Source organism: Pseudomonas sp. IT-P260 (genome assembly GCF_949768395.1).
Taxonomy (GTDB): domain Bacteria; phylum Pseudomonadota; class Gammaproteobacteria; order Pseudomonadales; family Pseudomonadaceae; genus Aquipseudomonas; species Aquipseudomonas parakoreensis.
The window spans coordinates 442,257-458,976 of record NZ_CATKPO010000039.1 but is presented as its reverse complement, the minus strand read 5'-3'; the positions used below and the strand labels follow the sequence as shown (position 1 = coordinate 458,976).

General features: G+C 61.0%; 18 protein-coding genes. 8 read left to right on the top strand and 10 right to left on the bottom strand.

Features of this window, described 5'->3' with window-relative positions:
• Positions 1-97 precede the first annotated feature (97 nt).
• Both ACM6HV_RS18500 and ACM6HV_RS18495 read left to right on the top strand, forming a co-directional pair.
• Positions 98-1,120 carry a transporter gene (locus ACM6HV_RS18500; RefSeq protein WP_041066447.1) on the top strand — a complete coding sequence of 341 codons (1,023 nt, stop codon included), beginning with the start codon at positions 98-100 and terminating at the stop codon, positions 1,118-1,120.
• Between the two features lie 249 nt (positions 1,121-1,369).
• The gene (locus ACM6HV_RS18495; protein ID WP_414904949.1) at positions 1,370-2,986 is read left to right on the top strand and encodes an inorganic phosphate transporter; all 1,617 of its coding nucleotides are present in this window, start codon (positions 1,370-1,372) and stop codon (positions 2,984-2,986) included.
• Positions 2,987-3,097: 111 nt separating this feature from the next.
• Here ACM6HV_RS18495 and ACM6HV_RS18490 read toward each other — a convergent pair whose 3' ends face one another.
• Complete coding sequence (locus ACM6HV_RS18490) at positions 3,098-3,994, bottom strand: LysR family transcriptional regulator (protein WP_414904948.1); 897 nt, start codon at positions 3,992-3,994, stop codon at positions 3,098-3,100.
• Positions 3,995-4,114: 120 nt separating this feature from the next.
• On the opposite strand from ACM6HV_RS18490, the gene ACM6HV_RS18485 reads away from it, so the two are divergent.
• Positions 4,115-4,870, top strand: coding sequence for an SDR family NAD(P)-dependent oxidoreductase (locus tag ACM6HV_RS18485; protein WP_121186789.1), 756 nt, complete (start codon positions 4,115-4,117; stop codon positions 4,868-4,870).
• 109 nt (positions 4,871-4,979) lie between these two features.
• Here the strand turns inward: ACM6HV_RS18485 and ACM6HV_RS18480 are convergent, their stop codons facing one another.
• On the bottom strand, positions 4,980-5,417 hold the full coding sequence (locus ACM6HV_RS18480) for a multidrug/biocide efflux PACE transporter (RefSeq protein ID WP_414904947.1): 438 nt from the start codon (positions 5,415-5,417) through the stop codon (positions 4,980-4,982).
• A gap of 89 nt (positions 5,418-5,506) precedes the next feature.
• On the opposite strand from ACM6HV_RS18480, the gene ACM6HV_RS18475 reads away from it, so the two are divergent.
• Positions 5,507-6,361 (top strand): LysR family transcriptional regulator, encoded by an 855-nt coding sequence (locus tag ACM6HV_RS18475; protein ID WP_414904946.1) that lies wholly within the window; start codon positions 5,507-5,509, stop codon positions 6,359-6,361.
• A 106-nt stretch (positions 6,362-6,467) separates the two neighbouring features.
• Here ACM6HV_RS18475 and ACM6HV_RS18470 read toward each other — a convergent pair whose 3' ends face one another.
• The 3 genes from ACM6HV_RS18470 to ACM6HV_RS18460 are packed head-to-tail and all read right to left on the bottom strand — an operon-like array spanning position 6,468 to position 8,500.
• On the bottom strand, positions 6,468-7,697 hold the full coding sequence (locus ACM6HV_RS18470) for an RNA polymerase sigma factor (RefSeq protein ID WP_414904945.1): 1,230 nt from the start codon (positions 7,695-7,697) through the stop codon (positions 6,468-6,470).
• Positions 7,690-8,034, bottom strand: a complete 345-nt coding sequence (locus ACM6HV_RS18465; protein ID WP_003227360.1) for a YciI family protein — start codon at positions 8,032-8,034, stop codon at positions 7,690-7,692. The genes ACM6HV_RS18470 and ACM6HV_RS18465 overlap by 8 nt, the downstream gene beginning before the upstream one ends.
• A 40-nt stretch (positions 8,035-8,074) precedes the next feature.
• Complete coding sequence (locus ACM6HV_RS18460; protein WP_414904944.1) at positions 8,075-8,500, bottom strand: YybH family protein; 426 nt, start codon at positions 8,498-8,500, stop codon at positions 8,075-8,077.
• Between the two features lie 141 nt (positions 8,501-8,641).
• On the opposite strand from ACM6HV_RS18460, the gene ACM6HV_RS18455 reads away from it, so the two are divergent.
• Together ACM6HV_RS18455 and ACM6HV_RS18450 are read left to right on the top strand one after the other, a co-directional pair.
• Positions 8,642-9,127, top strand: a complete 486-nt coding sequence (locus ACM6HV_RS18455) for a GNAT family N-acetyltransferase (RefSeq protein ID WP_414904943.1) — start codon at positions 8,642-8,644, stop codon at positions 9,125-9,127.
• A gap of 18 nt (positions 9,128-9,145) precedes the next feature.
• The gene (locus ACM6HV_RS18450) at positions 9,146-9,751 is read left to right on the top strand and encodes a pyridoxamine 5'-phosphate oxidase family protein (RefSeq protein WP_414904942.1); all 606 of its coding nucleotides are present in this window, start codon (positions 9,146-9,148) and stop codon (positions 9,749-9,751) included.
• A 135-nt stretch (positions 9,752-9,886) separates the two neighbouring features.
• On the opposite strand, the gene ACM6HV_RS18445 is transcribed toward ACM6HV_RS18450, so the two are convergent.
• The 3 genes from ACM6HV_RS18445 to ACM6HV_RS18435 form a co-directional block, all read right to left on the bottom strand.
• Positions 9,887-10,375, bottom strand: coding sequence for a GNAT family N-acetyltransferase (locus ACM6HV_RS18445; protein ID WP_414904941.1), 489 nt, complete (start codon positions 10,373-10,375; stop codon positions 9,887-9,889).
• 323 nt (positions 10,376-10,698) lie between these two features.
• On the bottom strand, positions 10,699-11,193 hold the full coding sequence (locus ACM6HV_RS18440) for a GyrI-like domain-containing protein (RefSeq protein WP_041066414.1): 495 nt from the start codon (positions 11,191-11,193) through the stop codon (positions 10,699-10,701).
• A gap of 68 nt (positions 11,194-11,261) precedes the next feature.
• Complete coding sequence (locus ACM6HV_RS18435; RefSeq protein WP_095137081.1) at positions 11,262-11,924, bottom strand: LysE family translocator; 663 nt, start codon at positions 11,922-11,924, stop codon at positions 11,262-11,264.
• 139 nt (positions 11,925-12,063) lie between these two features.
• Between ACM6HV_RS18435 and alaC the strand changes: the two genes are divergently transcribed.
• Positions 12,064-13,281, top strand: coding sequence for an alanine transaminase (gene alaC, locus ACM6HV_RS18430; protein ID WP_145594453.1), 1,218 nt, complete (start codon positions 12,064-12,066; stop codon positions 13,279-13,281).
• Positions 13,282-13,459: 178 nt separating this feature from the next.
• On the opposite strand, the gene ACM6HV_RS18425 is transcribed toward alaC, so the two are convergent.
• Both ACM6HV_RS18425 and ACM6HV_RS18420 read right to left on the bottom strand, forming a co-directional pair.
• Positions 13,460-14,812: a GntP family permease gene (locus tag ACM6HV_RS18425; protein WP_414904940.1), complete on the bottom strand. Its 1,353-nt coding sequence runs from the start codon at positions 14,810-14,812 to the stop codon at positions 13,460-13,462.
• Between the two features lie 82 nt (positions 14,813-14,894).
• Entirely contained in the window at positions 14,895-15,428 is a 534-nt protein-coding gene (locus ACM6HV_RS18420; protein WP_041066400.1) for a gluconokinase, read from the bottom strand.
• Positions 15,429-15,644: 216 nt separating this feature from the next.
• Between ACM6HV_RS18420 and ACM6HV_RS18415 the strand changes: the two genes are divergently transcribed.
• Complete coding sequence (locus tag ACM6HV_RS18415) at positions 15,645-16,676, top strand: LacI family DNA-binding transcriptional regulator (RefSeq protein ID WP_047295927.1); 1,032 nt, start codon at positions 15,645-15,647, stop codon at positions 16,674-16,676.
• The last annotated feature ends 44 nt before the right edge of the window (positions 16,677-16,720 follow it).

The following is a 16,720-nucleotide window of genomic DNA, read 5'->3' as shown; positions in this document are numbered from 1 at the left end:
CATTTTGTCGTCACACAAGTGTCATATCCGGTTGCGATGATGCGGCTCAGGTGAATCTGAAACTCCACGCCAGACGCCCTCCTCGCAGCGAGCCTCCATGAACCACAGCCTCGACCTCAGTCATCGCGATCCTGATTTGTTCGGTCTGCTTTACGGCTTCCGTTTTCGTCCTGGTGAGCGTGGCCGCGAAGTCGATTCGGCGACCGCCCTGCGTTGCTTGCAAGACGACAGCGACCGTGATGAATTCCTCTGGCTGCACCTGAACCTGGCGCACGCCGCGTGTGAGCGCTGGATGAAAAGTCATCTGCAATTGCCCGAAGAATTCTTCGAGGCGCTGCACGAAGGTTCGCGCTCGACGCGCATCGAGCACGTGGACTCGGCGTTGCTGGCGGTGGTCAACGACGTGGTGTTCAACCTCAGCAGCATGGTGTCCTCGGACGTGTCGACGCTGTGGGTCTGCGTGCGCAGCAAACTGATCGTCAGCGCACGCCTGCAACCGCTGCACTCGGTGGACAAACTGCGTTCGTCGGTGAAGGCCGGCGAATGCTTTCGCTCACCGTCGGAACTGCTGGTGCACCTGCTGCGCGATCAGGGCGAAGTGCTGACGCAGATCGTGCGCAAGACCAGCATGAGCGTCGATCAGGTCGAAGACGAATTACTCTCCTCGCGCCTGTCGACCAACCGCGCCGAACTCGGTGCCAACCGTCGGGTGCTGGTGCGCCTGCAACGCCTGTTGGCGCTGGAGCCGGGCTCCTTGCTGCGCTTGCTCAACCGGCCGCCGGCGTGGCTGCAGAAGGAGGACGTCAAGGAGCTGCGCAAGTCCACCGAGGAATTTGCGCTGATCATCAACGACCTCACCGCCCTCGGCGAGCGGATCAAACTGCTCCAGGAAGAAATCGCCGCCAACCTCAACGAACAGAGCAACCGCACGCTCTTCACCCTGACCGTGGTCACGGTGCTGGCGCTGCCGATCAACATCATCGCCGGCTTCTTCGGCATGAACGTCGGCGGCGTGCCGCTGGCGACGGATCCCGAGGGGTTCTGGATTCTGGTGGCGCTGGTGGCGACGTTTACCGTGATTGCCGGGCGCTGGGCGTTTCGCAAGCGTGGGGATTACTGACCACCGAACCTGATGTCCAGCACAGATCCCCTGTGGGAGCGAGCCTGCTCGCGAAAGCGATCTGTCATTCAACAATGATGGTGACTGACACGCCGTCTTCGCGAGCAGGCTCGCTCCCACAGGGGACCTCATTGAACTTCAGATCGGTGGTCTGGTTATTCAGCCAAACACTGATCTATCGCAGTCTCTCTGTAATATTTAGCAACGATCATGACGAACAAACCTTCCCTCGCTCAGGATTGTCCGCTCATGGCTACTCCCTCCCTGACCGCCGCCCGCCCCGCGTCCGCCCACGGCGGCCGGCCGGCACTTGATAAGAAACCCGGTCCGTTTACTTACGTGGTGTTCTTCGCGGTTCTGGCCATGGGCATGTTGTTCACCGCTTACAGCCTGATGCACGACATGCATGAGCTGGGCACCACCGTCACCACCTGGACCCCGTTCCTGTTGCTCGGCGTGGCGTTGCTGATTGCGCTGGGCTTCGAGTTCGTCAACGGCTTCCACGACACCGCCAACGCCGTCGCGACGGTGATCTACACCCACTCGCTGCCGCCGAACGTGGCGGTGGTCTGGTCGGGCTTCTTCAATTTCCTCGGGGTGCTGCTGTCCAGCGGCGCGGTGGCGTTCGGCATCATCGCCCTGCTGCCGGTGGAGCTGATTCTGCAGGTCGGTTCGTCCGCCGGTTTCGCGATGATCTTTGCCCTGCTGATCGCGGCAATTCTGTGGAACCTCGGCACCTGGTGGCTGGGCCTGCCGGCCTCCTCTTCCCACACGCTGATCGGCTCGATCATCGGCGTCGGCGTGGCCAATGCCCTGATGCACGGGCGCGACGGCACCAGCGGCGTGGACTGGGCGCAGGCAACCAAGATTGGTTACGCGCTGTTGCTGTCGCCACTGGTGGGCTTCGGCTGCGCGGCGCTGTTGCTGCTGGCCATGCGCGCCTTCATCAAGAACCGCGCGCTGTACAAGGCACCGCAAGGCAACAACCCGCCACCGTGGTGGATTCGCGGTTTGTTGATCGCCACCTGCACCGGTGTGTCTTTCGCCCACGGCTCCAACGACGGGCAGAAAGGCATGGGCCTGATCATGCTGATTCTGGTCGGCACCCTGCCCATGGCTTACGCGTTGAACCGCACCATGCCCGCCGATCAGGCGCTGCAGTTTGCCGCTGTCGCCGAAGTCACCCAGCAAGCGCTGGTGAAAAACACCCCGCTGCCAGCCCCGGTCGATCCGCGTCCGGTGCTGTCGGATTACGTGCGCAGCAAGCAAGCCACGCCGCAACTGATCCCCGCCCTCGCCGCCCTGACCGGGCACATTGGCGAAGAGGTCAAAGGCTATGGTTCGCTGTCGAAAGTCCCGGCCGAAGCCATGGGCAACGTGCGCAACGACATGTACCTGGCCAGCGAAAGCATTCGCTTGATGGAGAAGAGCAAGGTCGGCAACTTCGACGCCGACACCACGGACAAACTGCAGCTGTTCAAGCAGCAGATCGACAACGCCACACGCTTCATTCCACTGTGGGTGAAGATCGCCGTGGCCATCGCCTTGGGGCTGGGGACCATGGTCGGCTGGAAACGGATTGTGGTGACGGTCGGCGAAAAGATCGGCAAGACCCACCTGACCTACGCCCAGGGCGCCTCGGCGGAAACCGTGGCGATGCTGACCATTGGCGCGGCGGACATGTTCGGGTTGCCGGTCTCGACCACCCATGTGCTGTCATCGGGCGTGGCCGGGACCATGGTCGCCAATGGCGGTGGCTTGCAGATGAAGACCATCCGCAATCTGCTGATGGCGTGGGTGCTGACCTTGCCGGCGGCGATTCTGCTGTCGGGCAGCCTGTACTGGCTGTTCACCCAGATCTTCTGATCCCCACAAATCCTCTGTAGGAGCTGCGGCACGCTGCGATCTTTTGATCTTGTTTTTTACAAGCAAAATCAAAAGATCGCAGCGTGCCGCAGCTCCTACAGGTGAAGTCGGTCAGAGCGTCGAACGAATCACCTCCCCCAACCACTCCATGAACACCCGCACCCGCAGCGGCAAATGCCGTTGCCGCGCATACAGGATTGAAATGCCCATCGCCGGTGCCGTGAACTGCGGCAGCACCGTCACCAGCTCTCCGGTGTCCAGGTGCGGCTGCATGCCGGTGCGCGGTACCTGAATCAGGCCGAACCCGCCCAGACAGGCCGACTCATAGGCATCGGTGCTGTTGACCGTGACACTGCCGGCCATCGGCAGGCGCCGCACCTGACCGTCCTGTTCATACACAAACCCTTCCGAGCGCGAACCGAGCACGCCGACGTAATGCACCAGTCGATGCTGCGCCAGATCCTCCAGCGTCTGCGGCACGCCGTAGCGTTCAAGGTACGCGGGGCTGGCGCAGTTGATCATCGGAAAATCACCCAGATGCCGCGCCACCACCGACTGATCCGGCTGCGCGCCGATGCGCACCACGCAATCGAAGCCCTCGCTGAGCAGATCGACGCGGCGGTCGGTGCTGCTGATTTCCAGTTCCAGACTCGGGTGGCGCGCCATGAACTCAGGCAGCAGCGGCATGATCAGGCGTCGCGCCAGAATGTTCGGCATGTCGACGCGAATCCGCCCGCTCAACGAGGCCGGATCCTGGCGAAACAGCCCCTCGATCTCGTCCATGTGCGACAGCAGATCCTTGCTGCGTTCGTACAACACAAGACCGTCCTGCGTCGCCTGCACTTTGCGCGTGGTGCGTTGCAACAGGCGCGTGCCAAGCAGGCTTTCCAGAGCCTGCACATGCTCGGACACCGTCGAGCGCGGCAGCCCGAGACTCTCGCCGGCCAGGGTAAAACTCGACAGTTCGCTGACCCGGACGAAGGTGCGCAGCAATTCCAGTTTGTTCATGAGGACACCCGTTGATTGTTCGACTGAGCCGATCAGTGATTCCGGTTTCAGTCTGTTTATCACCCCACAGCGGATAAATAAACTTTGCTCATCACCACTCACCGCAATCGAGGATTTCACATGAGCCGCAAAATCGCATTGATCACCGGCGCCAGCCGTGGCCTGGGCAAGAACGCCGCCCTGCACCTCGCCGCCGAAGGCGTGGACATCATCGGCACTTACAACAGCCGCGCCGATGAAGCCCAGGCGCTGGTGGCTGAACTGGAACAACGCGGCGCCAAAGCCGTGATGCTGCAACTGGATGTGGGCCGCAGCGAAAGCTTTGCCGATTTCGCTTCGCGGGTTGAGCAGGCGTTGCAGCACTTTGATCGTCCGCGCTTCGACTTCCTGATCAACAACGCCGGGATTGGCGTGCACGCACTGTTCGCCGAAACCACTCCGGAACAGTTCGACCTGCTGATGAATATCCAGCTCAAAGGGCCGTTCTTCCTGACTCAGCAACTGCTGCCGCTGATCAATGACGGTGGACGCATTATCAACATTTCCAGTGGGCTGACCCGCTTTAGCCTGCCGGGCTATGCCGCCTACGCGGCGATGAAGGGTGCGATGGAAGTGCTGACCCGCTATCAGGCCAAGGAGCTGGGGGCGCGGCAGATCGGCGTGAACATTCTGGCGCCGGGCGCCATCGAGACTGATTTTGGTGGCGGCGCGGTGCGCGACAACGCGGCGTTGAACGCGATGGTCGCCAGCAACACCGCACTGGGTCGCGCCGGGCAACCGGATGACATCGGTGGCGCACTGTCGATGCTGCTGGCGCCGGGTGCGCAGTGGATCAACGGGCAGCGGGTCGAAGCATCGGGCGGGATGTTCCTCTAAACCCAACACGCCCCTGTAGGAGCTGCCGCAGGCTGCGATCTTTTGATCTTGTTTTTAAAAAATCAAAGTCAAAAGATCGCAGCCTGCGGCAGCTCCTACAGGGTTCGGGTTAGCTCTGACAGGCGCTGCGCTGCACAAACCGCTCGCGCACCACGTCATACCCCCAGTGATACACATAGGTGTACGGCAGGAAAAACAGCAGCACGCCGATGTCCAGCAAGAACGCCTGCCACAGGCTGACCGACAGCCACCAGGCAATCAGCGGCACGCCCATCACGATCAACCCGCCCTCAAACAGCAGCGCATGGATCACCCGCGTCCAGGCGTTGTGCCCGAGGTTCAGGCGTTTGAGCATGCGGTCGAAAAAGCCGTTGAACAGCACGTTCCAGGCCAGCGCCAGCAGAGCGATCAGCACGGTCACCGCGCCCATGTCCAACAGCGGTTTGTCCATGATCCACGCCAGCAACGGCGTGCAGATCAGGATCGCCAGACACTCGAAACCGATGGCCTGGAGGATACGTTCAGTAATGGATTTGCTGGCAGTCATGGCCTGACTCCTTGAGTGAAGATAGTTGCCATGATCCATCGTCGCCCCGATACTTCATAACCAATAACCATCGATCAAGGCGATAGTTCATGGCTTCGCAGGAAGTGCTGTTGGCCTTTGTGCAAGCGGCCACTCAGGGTTCGTTTTCGGCGGCGGCGCGCAAACTGGGGCGCAGTCAGTCAACCATCAGTGCCGCTGTGGCCAGCCTGGAGATCGATCTGGATCTGATGCTGTTCGACCGCAGCAGCCGCAAACCGACCCTGACCCCGGCCGGCCATGTGATGCTGCAACGGGCCGAGGCGATTCTGGCGGCCACCCATCGTATGGCAATGAGCGCCCGGCAACTGGCCCAAGGTGTCGAGCCGAAGCTGACCGTGGCGATTTCCGACACCTATCAATCGGCGCGCTTCGAAGCGGCGCTGGTCGACTTCGAGCAGCGTTATCCGGACCTGGAACTGGAATGCCTGATCGCCGAGTGCGACGACCTGATCGAACTGGTCCAGCGTGGCCGCGCGCACCTGGCATTTGCCGAAATGCGCGACAGCTACCCGCCGGACCTAGTGACCTCGACCGTGGCCGAGCACACCGACATCGCGCTGTTCGTCAAACGTGATCATGTGCTGACCGGCATCCAAGGTGTCGATCAGCAGGTGCTGGAGCAGTATCGCGAGTTGCGCCTGGCGACCATCGTCAATCCCTACGACAGCCGGGCCAAAGGCCGGGTTTGGTCCGCCCCGAGTTACCTGATGCTGATGGAGATGGCGGAAATGGGCTTCGGCTGGGCGGCGCTGCCACGCTGGCTGGTGGGGCGTTTCGGCAATGGCTCGCTGGTGGAGCTGACGGTGCGTGGCTGGCCACGGCCGGTGTATGTCGATGCACTGTGGTCGCGGATTTATCCGCCGGGGCCGGCGGGGAGTTGGTTGCTGAGCAAGATGCTGGAATAGCGGCGCGCCCATTCGCGAGCAGGCTCGCTCCCACAGAGAAATGCATTCCAAAGGTGGGAGCGAGCCTGCTCGCGAAGAGGTCGGCAGGGCCAGCGAAGCGTTCAGCTCAGTCCAGTTCGCTCAGCCGCCCCTCGATAAACCGCCGCTCCGGCTCTTGCCGGGTCAGTTCCAGTGCTCGCCGATACGCCGCCCGCGCCTGCTCTACCCGACCCAACTGCCGACAAAATTCCGCCCGCGCCGAATGCGCGAGGTGGTAATCCTGCAACTCGCCGCGATCCAGAATCCACTCGATCAGCGTCAGCCCGGCCAGCGCCCCATCGCGCTTGGCCACTGCCACCGCGCGGTTCAACTCGATCACCGGCGACGGCACTGCGCGCAACAGCACGTCGTAGAGGCCAACGATCTGCTGCCAATCCGTTTCAGCCGCTGACGGCGCTTCGGCATGCACCGCGGCAATCGCTGCTTGCAGGCAATACGGCCCAAATCGCCGCGTGGTCAGCGCCCGCTCCACCAGCGCACAACCTTCGGCGATCAACCCGGCATCCCAGCGCAAACGATCCTGATCATCCAGCAGGATCAACTCTCCGCTGGGTGACGTGCGCGCCGGCCGCCGCGACTCATGCAACAACATCAACGCCAGCAAGCCCATGACCTCCGGCTCCGGCAGCAATTCCATGAGCAAACGCCCGAGCCTGATCGCCTCGCGGGTCAGGTCTTCACGGATCAACTCAGTGCCCATCGATGCCGAATAGCCTTCGTTGAACACCAGATAAATCACCCGCAACACACTGTCGAGGCGCTCGGGCAACTCGCTCAGGCTCGGCACTTGATAAGGGATTCTGGCGTCGCGAATCTTCGCCTTGGCCCGCACGATGCGCTGAGCAATCGCCGCCGGAGCCGAAAGAAACGCGCGGGCGATTTCCTCGGTGGTCAGGTCGCAGACTTCACGCAAGGTCAGCGGCACTTGCGCATCCGCCGCCAAGGCCGGGTGACAGCAGGTGAAGATCAGCCGCAAGCGGTCGTCTTCCACGTCTTCGCCACTCCAGTCGGCCTGCTCCAGTTCCTCAAGCTGCGCCAGCAACAGCGGCTGCGAGGCCTTGAAGCGGGCGCGACGGCGCAATACGTCAATGGCCTTGAAGCGTCCGGTGGACACCAGCCAGGTACGCGGATTGTCGGGCACGCCGTCGCGCTGCCAGCGCTCGACCGCGACGAAGAACGCCTCGTGCAAGGCTTCTTCGGCGAGGTCGAAATCGCCGAGCAGGCGAATCAGGGTTGCCAGAATCCGCCGCGAGTCTTCGCGATAGACCTGCTCGACCCGCGCCCGGACTTCAGACATTCAACTGCCGCACCGGACGCACTTCAACGCTACCGACCCGGGCCGCCGGAATGTGGCCGGCGACCTGAATCGCTTCGTTCAGATCCTTGGCATCGATCAGGTAAAACCCGGCCAGTTGCTCCTTGGTTTCAGCGAACGGGCCATCGGTAATCGACAGCTTGCCGTTGCGCATGCGCACCGTGGTCGCAGTCTGCACCGACTCCAGCGCTTCGGCGGCAACCATCCGCCCGCTGCCCTGAATCGACTCGGCATAGGCCCAGCACTCGGCGTCTTCCGGGCTGTCGGGCGAGGTGTGCAGCAGGCGCTCATCGCTGTAGACCAAGCATAGGTACTTCATGGCTTTCTCCTGAATCGAACGGATCAACTATGGCTGAAGATCAGGGTTGCACATCGAACAGCGTGCTGCCGCTCATCGGATCGAACGGCGCCGACCAGTGCTCGTGGACAATCTTCCACGTTACGCCCACTGGCCGATAACACGCGGTAGCGCGCATCCAGCAGCTCTGGGTTTCGCCCTTGTCGTTGGTCCCCCCGCAATGCGTGACCCAATGGGCGAAAGCGAGGTTGTCGGCGGTCTCGATGGCGATCTCGTGAAACTCGAAAACGTGCGGGCCGGAACACATTTCCATGCAGGCTTCCCAGTGCGCGCGGTAGGCCGCCTTGCCTTTGAATTGCAGGGCCTTGATCGCATCGAACGAGACGATGTCGTCGGCGTACAACGCCATCACTTTGTCGACATTCTTGGTCATCACCGCTTCGCGGTAAGTGTTGATCAGGGCCTGGATTTCAGTGTGTGCGCTCATGGTGTTCTCCGTGGTTTTTGTAGTGAAGACACCCTTAGTCGTTCGGCCATCGGGCAGATCGACAGTCGAAACAAAAAATTTCCGCCGAAGACAAAATCGCTAGAATCCGAGGCTCACCTTTGTAGGAAAAAGGAAATTCCCGTGTCAGCCCAACTCGTGCCGTACGACAGCCTGAACGCCTTGCAGCGTCAGCAGGTCGAGGCAATTGAAATCCATCCCGAGCAGATCAAGTTTTCCGGCGACATTCACGGTGCGCTGCACACGCTGCTGTCCAAACCCGGCCCCGGCGTGAAAGGCTTTGCCCTGCTGGCCGATCAAGTGCCAGTGGCGTTCCTGCTGCTCAAGCGCCCGCCGGTGTTGCCGGCCTGGGCCGATGAACACAGCGCCACCCTGCACGCCTTGCAGGTCGATCACCGCGCGCAAGGCAAGGGGTATGGCAAGGCCTGCCTGCAGGCGTTGCCCGACGTCGCGCGTGAAGCATGGCCGGAGATCAAAGCGCTGGAACTGTCGGTGGATGCCGATAACGACGCGGCGATCGCGCTGTACGCCAAACACGGTTTCGTCGACAGCGGCGAAGCGTACAAGGGCCGGATCGGTTACGAGCGGCGCATGGGGCTGTTTTTCTAAATCATCGAGGGATGCACGATGATCGATTCAATCGAAGCACTGGAAGCTATTTACGGCCTGCCCCACGAGCGCGCGGTGCGCAAGCAGATCGGTTTTCTCAACGAAGATTATCAGGCGATGGTGCGGGTTTCGCCGCTGGTGATCGTCAGCTCGGTGGGCGCCGACGGCCTGGACAATTCGCCACGCGGCGATGCGCCGGGATTTGTGCGGATCATCGACCAGAACACCCTGGCGCTGCCGGATCGCCCGGGCAACAACCGCATCGATACCTTGCGCAATGTGCTGCAGGATCCACGGGTGTCGCTGCTGTTCATCATTCCGGGGATCGGCGAGACCTTGCGGGTCAACGGCACCGCGACCATCAGCGCCGATCTCGAACTGCTGGAAAGCTTTGCGGTGAATGGCAAACCGGCGAAAACGGTGTTGCTGGTGACGGTGGAGGCGGCGTTTTTCCATTGTTCGAAAGCGTTTGTGCGTTCCGATGCGTGGAACCCCGAGACTCACCTGCCGCGCTCGGCCCTGCCCTCTGCGGGCGCTTTCCACAAGCGTCTGAATGATGGGCAGTTTGATGCCGAGACGTACGATCGCGAAGCACCGAAAAGAGTAAGCGACACTCTCTACTGAACGGGGAACTCAAAACGCCACAACCCCCTGTGGGAGCGAGCCTGCTCGCGAAAGCGTCATATCAGTCAACAAATTGGTTGGTTGACACGGCCTCTTCGCGAGCAGGCTCGCTCCCACAGTTTTGAACGGGTTGAATCAGAGAGTAAGGATCATCTCGTGCCACGCCATCCCGCCATGTTCGGACTCCGACGGCTTGATGTAGGCAAAGCCGAACCCGGCATACAGCGCAATATGCTTCTCCTTGCACATCAGATGAATCGTCGCCTTGTCCATACCGCGCATGCGCTCGATGAATTCGGCCATCAATCGCTTGGCCAGGCCCTGCCCTTGATAGTCCGGGTGTACCACCACCGACATGATCACCACGTTCGGCCCTTTGGGGTCGTGGCCGATCAGTTCCTTGAACGCCTCGTCGGACATCTGCACGTCAAACGCCGCGCCCGAATTGATGAACCCGGCGACCACGCCCTCCACTTCGGCGACGATAAAACCCTCCGGCCAGGTGGCGATGCGCGTGGCGATCTTTTCGCGCGTGGCGGCTTCATCGCCTTCGTAGGCAACGGTTTCGATGGCGTAGCAGCGGTCCAGGTCGGCGGCGGTGACGTTGCGGATGACGGTGTTCATGGCAGCTCGAAAATCAGCGGAGAAAAGTGCGCAAAGCATAAAGGAATAAGGTGTGCATATCGATCCGCGCGGGGGGCGTAAAGCTTGCGTATAAGCGCTTTTCTTCGTGCGGGCGGCGGGCTATTTCTGCGGTGTGTCTCTGATCACCCTTGGGGGTAACCGCTTATGAGCAGCGTTGAAATCGGCCTGTTGATGGTGTTGGGCATCAGTACGTTCGGCTTTATCACCTTGGGCATCGACCTGTTGCGGGCGCGACGGCTGGGCAAAGGCAAGCGCGGTTGAACAACATGAGGCGGATCAGTGATCCGCCTCATCGTTATGGTTCAGGCTTTGGTGTCGACCGGCACGCAGATTTCCAGTTTGCCGGTGTGCAGTCGCGGATTGAAATCGGCGCTGTAGCGTTCCAGCTCCGGGGCGTTGAGCTCCACATAGTGGGAAGTCGGCAGCCAGGTTTTGTAGATGTATTGCAGAGTCTGAGGTAACTGATCGAGCGGTCCCTTGTGCTCGAACACGGCGTACTGACGAGGCAGCACTTCGACCCACTGATAGACCTTCTGGTCGAGGTCGTCGAGCTTGCTGATTTCCACCCCGGCGATGTAATCGAAGCCACCCTGGCCGTCGAAATTGCTGCAGACGCCGTAGGTCACTTCGTTTTTTTGTCCCTGTATCTTTCCCAAGTGCGGCAAGAACCTTTCCCACAGCGCGGGGATGTCCTTGGCGGTGTCCTGGGTAAATCGACCACGAAATCCTGCGATCAGCAGGAAGTGTCCATGTTCGAAGCGAGGTTCAGCCACTTCGACGCGTTTTTGCTCATCCATGACTCGACTCCTGGAACAAAAGAAGGGGTTCGGCTGCTGAGTATAGAAGCCAAACCCGATTCGCAATGCTACAGGGCGTGCAACTGGTCGGCGGCCCCGGAACCGACGAACTCGTTATAACCGGATACGATCACGTACACCGCGAAATAGCAGAAGATCGCTGCCGATGCCATATACGAGTAGCGCAACAGCTTGTCGCCGAGCAACTTGCCGCCGTGGCTCGCGGCGAAGCACAGCCCGGCCGACCACAGCAGCCCGGCGCACAGGAAGCCGCCGAGGAACAGCGCCGAACTTACAGGGCCACCGCCACCGGAGCGGGCGATCAGGGTGCCGCCCACCGCGGCGAACCAGAGAATCGCGCTCGGTGAAGACATGGCGAGGAAAATCCCGCGAAAGAACTCCTTGCGATGCGAGTTCTGCCCCACCTCGGCGGTCGCCGCCAACTGCGCCTCGTGGTGAATCGCCGAATAGATCATCTTCGCCGCAAAGTAGATCAGCAGCGCCGACCCGCCGATCCACAGCACCCAGCGCACGCTTTCGTACTGCAGCAGCACGGTCATGCCGGCCAGCGCCAGCACCGCGTAGATCAGGTCACCGACGCAGGTGCCGAGGCCCAGCGCGAAGCCCTGAAAGTAGCCGCGCTGCATCGCCAGGGTGATCATTGCGATGTTGGCTACGCCGATGTCCAGGCACAGCGAGAGGCTCAGCAAGAAGCCGCTGGTGAATTCCATCTACCGATTTCCTTGGGAAAAATTTGTTTACACGCAGGCTGGACAGCCTGCCATCACAGCCCTTATCTTCCGCCACAGGTCACCGCAGTGACCAGCGTCGCTCGGACGGTTCCGGGCGCTTACGTTATCCGAGGCAACAATGGCTGAACAAGGTTCGCCGCGCCGCTTTGCGCGCATAGATCGACTCCCCCCTTACGTTTTCAACATCACCGCCGAGCTGAAGATGGCCGCGCGGCGCCGTGGTGAAGACATCATCGACTTGAGCATGGGCAACCCCGACGGGGCCACGCCGCCGCACATCGTCGAAAAACTGGTACAAGTTGCCCAACGTGAAGACACCCACGGTTACTCCACGTCCAAGGGCATTCCACGTCTGCGCCGGGCGATTTCCAACTGGTACAAGGAACGCTACGCGGTCGACATCGACCCGGAAAGCGAAGCCATCGTCACCATCGGTTCCAAGGAAGGCCTGGCGCATTTGATGCTGGCGACCCTGGATCAGGGCGACACGGTACTGGTACCGAACCCGAGCTACCCGATTCACATCTACGGCGCGGTGATTGCCGGTGCCCAGGTGCGTTCGGTGCCACTGGTGCCGGGCGTGGACTTCTTCGCCGAGCTGGAACGGGCCATTCGCGGTTCGATCCCGAAGCCGAAGATGATGATCCTCGGTTTCCCGTCCAACCCCACCGCACAATGCGTGGAGCTGGATTTCTTCGAACGGGTAATCGCCCTCGCCAAACAATACGACGTACTGGTGGTGCACGACCTGGCCTACGCCGACATCGTCTATGACGGCTGGAAAGCCCCGTCGATCATGCAGGTGCCCGGCGCCAAAGACATCGCGGTGGAGTTTTTCACCCTGTCCAAAAGCTACAACATGGCCGGCTGGCGCATCGGTTTCATGGTCGGCAACCCGGAACTGGTCAACGCCCTGGCGCGGATCAAGAGCTACCACGACTACGGCACTTTCACTCCGCTGCAAGTGGCGGCGATTGCTGCGCTGGAAGGCGATCAGCAATGTGTGCGTGACATCGCCGAACAGTATCGCCAGCGCCGTAACGTGCTGGTCAAAGGCCTGCACGAGCTGGGCTGGATGGTCGAGAATCCGAAGGCGTCGATGTACGTCTGGGCGAAGATTCCCGAGGCTTATGCGCATCTGGGCTCGCTCGAGTTTGCCAAGAAGCTGCTGGCCGAGGCCAAGGTCTGTGTCTCGCCGGGGGTGGGTTTTGGTGAGTATGGCGATGATCATGTGCGTTTTGCGCTGATCGAAAACCAGGACCGGATTCGGCAGGCGGTGCGCGGGATTCGCGGGATGTTCCGGGCGGATGGGTTAGTCGCCAAAACTGGCGTCTGACACCTGCCCCCTGTGGGAGCGAGCCTGCTCGCGAAAGCGGTCTATCAGTCAACATATGGGTTGTCTGACATGGCCTCTTCGCGAGCAGGCTCGCTCCCACATTGGTTTTGGGTTAACCCTAAAATCAGGGCACAAAAAAACCGCATCGCTGCGGTTTTTTTGTGTCTTGCGTTCGAGGTTAAACGAACAGCGACAGCAACAGAATGAAGCCCAGGCCCACCACCGACAGGATGGTTTCCATCGCTGTCCAGGTCTTGAACGTCTCGGCCACGGTCATGTTGAAGTACTGCTTCACCAGCCAGAAACCGGCGTCGTTCACATGGGACAGGATCAACGACCCGGCACCGGTGGCCAGCACCAGCAGTTCACGGTTGACGCCCGGAATCATCCCCACCACCGGCACCACGATGCCCGCGCCCGTGATGGTCGCCACGGTGGCCGAACCGGTGGCGATACGAATCACCGCCGCCACCAGCCACGCCAGCAAGATCGGCGAGATCTGCGCGCTGACCGCCATGTGGCCGATCACGTCGCCCACGCCGCTGGTCACCAGCATCTGCTTGAAGCCACCACCGGCACCGATGATCAGGATGATCGCGGCGGTCGGCGCCAGGCTCGCGTCCAGCCACTTGAGCATCTGCTGCGAACCGATGCCCTGCTTGTGACCGAAGGTGTACAGCGACAGCAGCAGGGCCAGCAGCAGTGCCGAGATCGGATGGCCGATCATGTCCATCCAGGTGCGGAAGAAATGACCGTCCGGCAGCGCGACGTCAGCGAAGGTTTTCAGCAGCATCAGGAACACCGGCAGCAGCACAGTGACCAGGGTGATGCTGAAGCTCGGCAGGTTCTGCGAATCGGTTTCGCGGGCCAGTTGATCGACCAGTTCCTGGTTCGGCGTGCCGGGAATGTGCTTGGCAATGAACGTACCGAAGATCGGGCCGGCGATGATGGCGGTCGGCAGCGCCACGATCAGACCGTAGAGGATGGTCTTGCCGATGTCGGCACCAAACACGCCGATTGCCAGCAGCGGGCCCGGGTGCGGCGGCACCAGACCGTGTACCGCAGACAGACCGGCGAGCAGCGGAATACCGATCTTGATGATCGACACCCCGGTGCGTCGGGCAACGATGAACACCAGCGGAATCAGCAGCACGAAGCCGATTTCGAAGAACAGCGGAATACCGACCAGGAACGCGGCGAACATCATGGCCCACTGCACTCTGTCCTTGCCGAACGCGCGGATCAGGGTCTGCGCGATCTGATCGGCGCCACCGGATTCGGCCATCATTTTGCCGAGCATGGTGCCCAGCGCGAGGATGATGCCGACGAAACCGAGCACGCCACCAAAGCCGTCCTGGAACGCCTTGGTGATGGTGCCGATCGGCATGCCGGACGTCAGGCCGAGGAACGCGGCCGCGATGGTCAGGGCGATGAAGGGGTGAATCTTGAATTTGGTGATCAGGATAATCAGACCGATTACCGTGACCACTGCATCGAGCAGCAGGTAGGCGTCGTGGGACATGCCAAACATTGGGGGTGTCTCCTGGCTTGTTGTTGTTATTAAAGCGGGTTAAACAGAATTCGTGAGGACAGCGCTAACTCTTTCAACACACTCATACCGCCTGTTTCAGACCATGAGCCTGCCACCAGACGTGCGCCTGGGCCGCCAGCTCTTCAACGCTGTGGATCGAAGCATTCAGCGCCAGGGTCAACGGCTCGCCGACCGGCGATTCGAGGGTGGCAAACTGGCTTTCGATCAACGTCGCCGGCATGAAATGACCCGGGCGATGGGACACGCGGTCGGCAGCCACTTCAGGGGTCAGTTCGAGAAACACGAAGCCCAGGCCCGGCAAGGCACTGCGCAGCACTTCGCGGTAACTGTGTTTAAGCGCCGAGCAGGTCAGCACCGGACGCTCGCCGAGTGCATCGACACGACGCAACTCAACGCACAGGCTGTCGAGCCAGCCGGCACGGTCGTCGTCGTTCAAGGGGATCCCCGCGCTCATCTTTTCGATGTTGGCGGCCGGATGAAAAGTATCGCCTTCAATGGCAGTGGCGCCGCTCAATTGGCACAGGGCCTCGCTGACGCACGTCTTGCCGCAACCGGCAACGCCCATGATGACCAGGGCGGTGATGGGATGACTCATATAACACCTCAGCGCGCAGACAGCGCTACCTTTGCTAGCTATGACTCTAGTGCACAGGCAGAAGTTGCCGACGCCTTCTTGTCGTTTTTTTGGGTTGCAGCAGGTTGTCGCCCAACGCCAAAAAGCGAGGATCAGGCAGGACCTCGCTTACGCATTTGCAGCTGCATCAGGACAGCGCTACCTTAGTGCCTTGATTTTTGTTTGGCAAGCCGCCCGATGACCACCCCTAAAAACGATAAAAACACTCGCACCACCGGCCGTCCCACCCTTAATGAAGTTGCCCGCCTTGCCGGCGTGAGCCCGATTACCGCGTCCCGCGCCTTGCGCGGGGTCAGCACCGTGGCCACCGAACTGGTGGAAAAAGTGCAGAAAGCCGCGCTCGAACTCAATTACGTGGTCAACCCTGCCGCCCGCGCCTTGGCCTCGGCGCAGAGCCATTCGGTGGTGGTGCTGGTGCCGTCGCTGTCCAACCTGCTGTTCATCGACACGCTGGAAGCCATTCATCGGGTGCTGACGCCCAAGGGCTTCGAAGTGCTGATCGGCAACTTCCACTATTCACGCGATGAAGAAGAAAACCTGCTGCGCAACTACATGGCTTATCAGCCGCGTGGTTTGCTGTTGACCGGGTTTGATCGCACGGAAAGTTCGCGACGGATGATCGAGGCCAGCAACATTCCCTGCGTGTACATGATGGAACTGGACAGCGCGGCCGGCGTGAATTGCGTGGGTTTCTCGCAGCTCAGCGCCGGCGAAACCGCGGCCGAGCATTTGCTCTCGCGCGGTCGCAAGCGTCTGGCCTATATCGGCGCACAGCTCGATCAACGCACCTTGTTGCGCGGCGAGGGTTTTCGCAAAGCCCTGCAGAAGGCCGGGCGCTATGACCCGGATCTGGAAGTGCTGACCCCGCGCTCCTCGTCGGTGGGATTAGGCGGAGAGTTGTTCCTGCAACTGCTGGCGGCGCATCCGGACGTCGATGCGATCTTCTTTGGTAACGACGACCTGGCGCAGGGTGCGCTGCTGGAGGCGCTGCGCAACGGGATCAAGATCCCCGAGCAGGTGGCGATCCTCGGCTTCAACGACTTGCCGATGTCCGAGCACATGGTGCCGCGCCTGAGCAGCATCAACACCCCGCGCGAGGCGATTGGCCGGCGCGCGGCGGAGCAGATGCTGACGTTGATGGCCGGCAACAGCGTGGCGCGGCCGGTTGAGGATATGGGTTTTGAATTGAAGATTCGCGAAAGTACATAGTCACCCAAGAATTCTGTGATGCGTCACAGATGCTGGATTGAAAC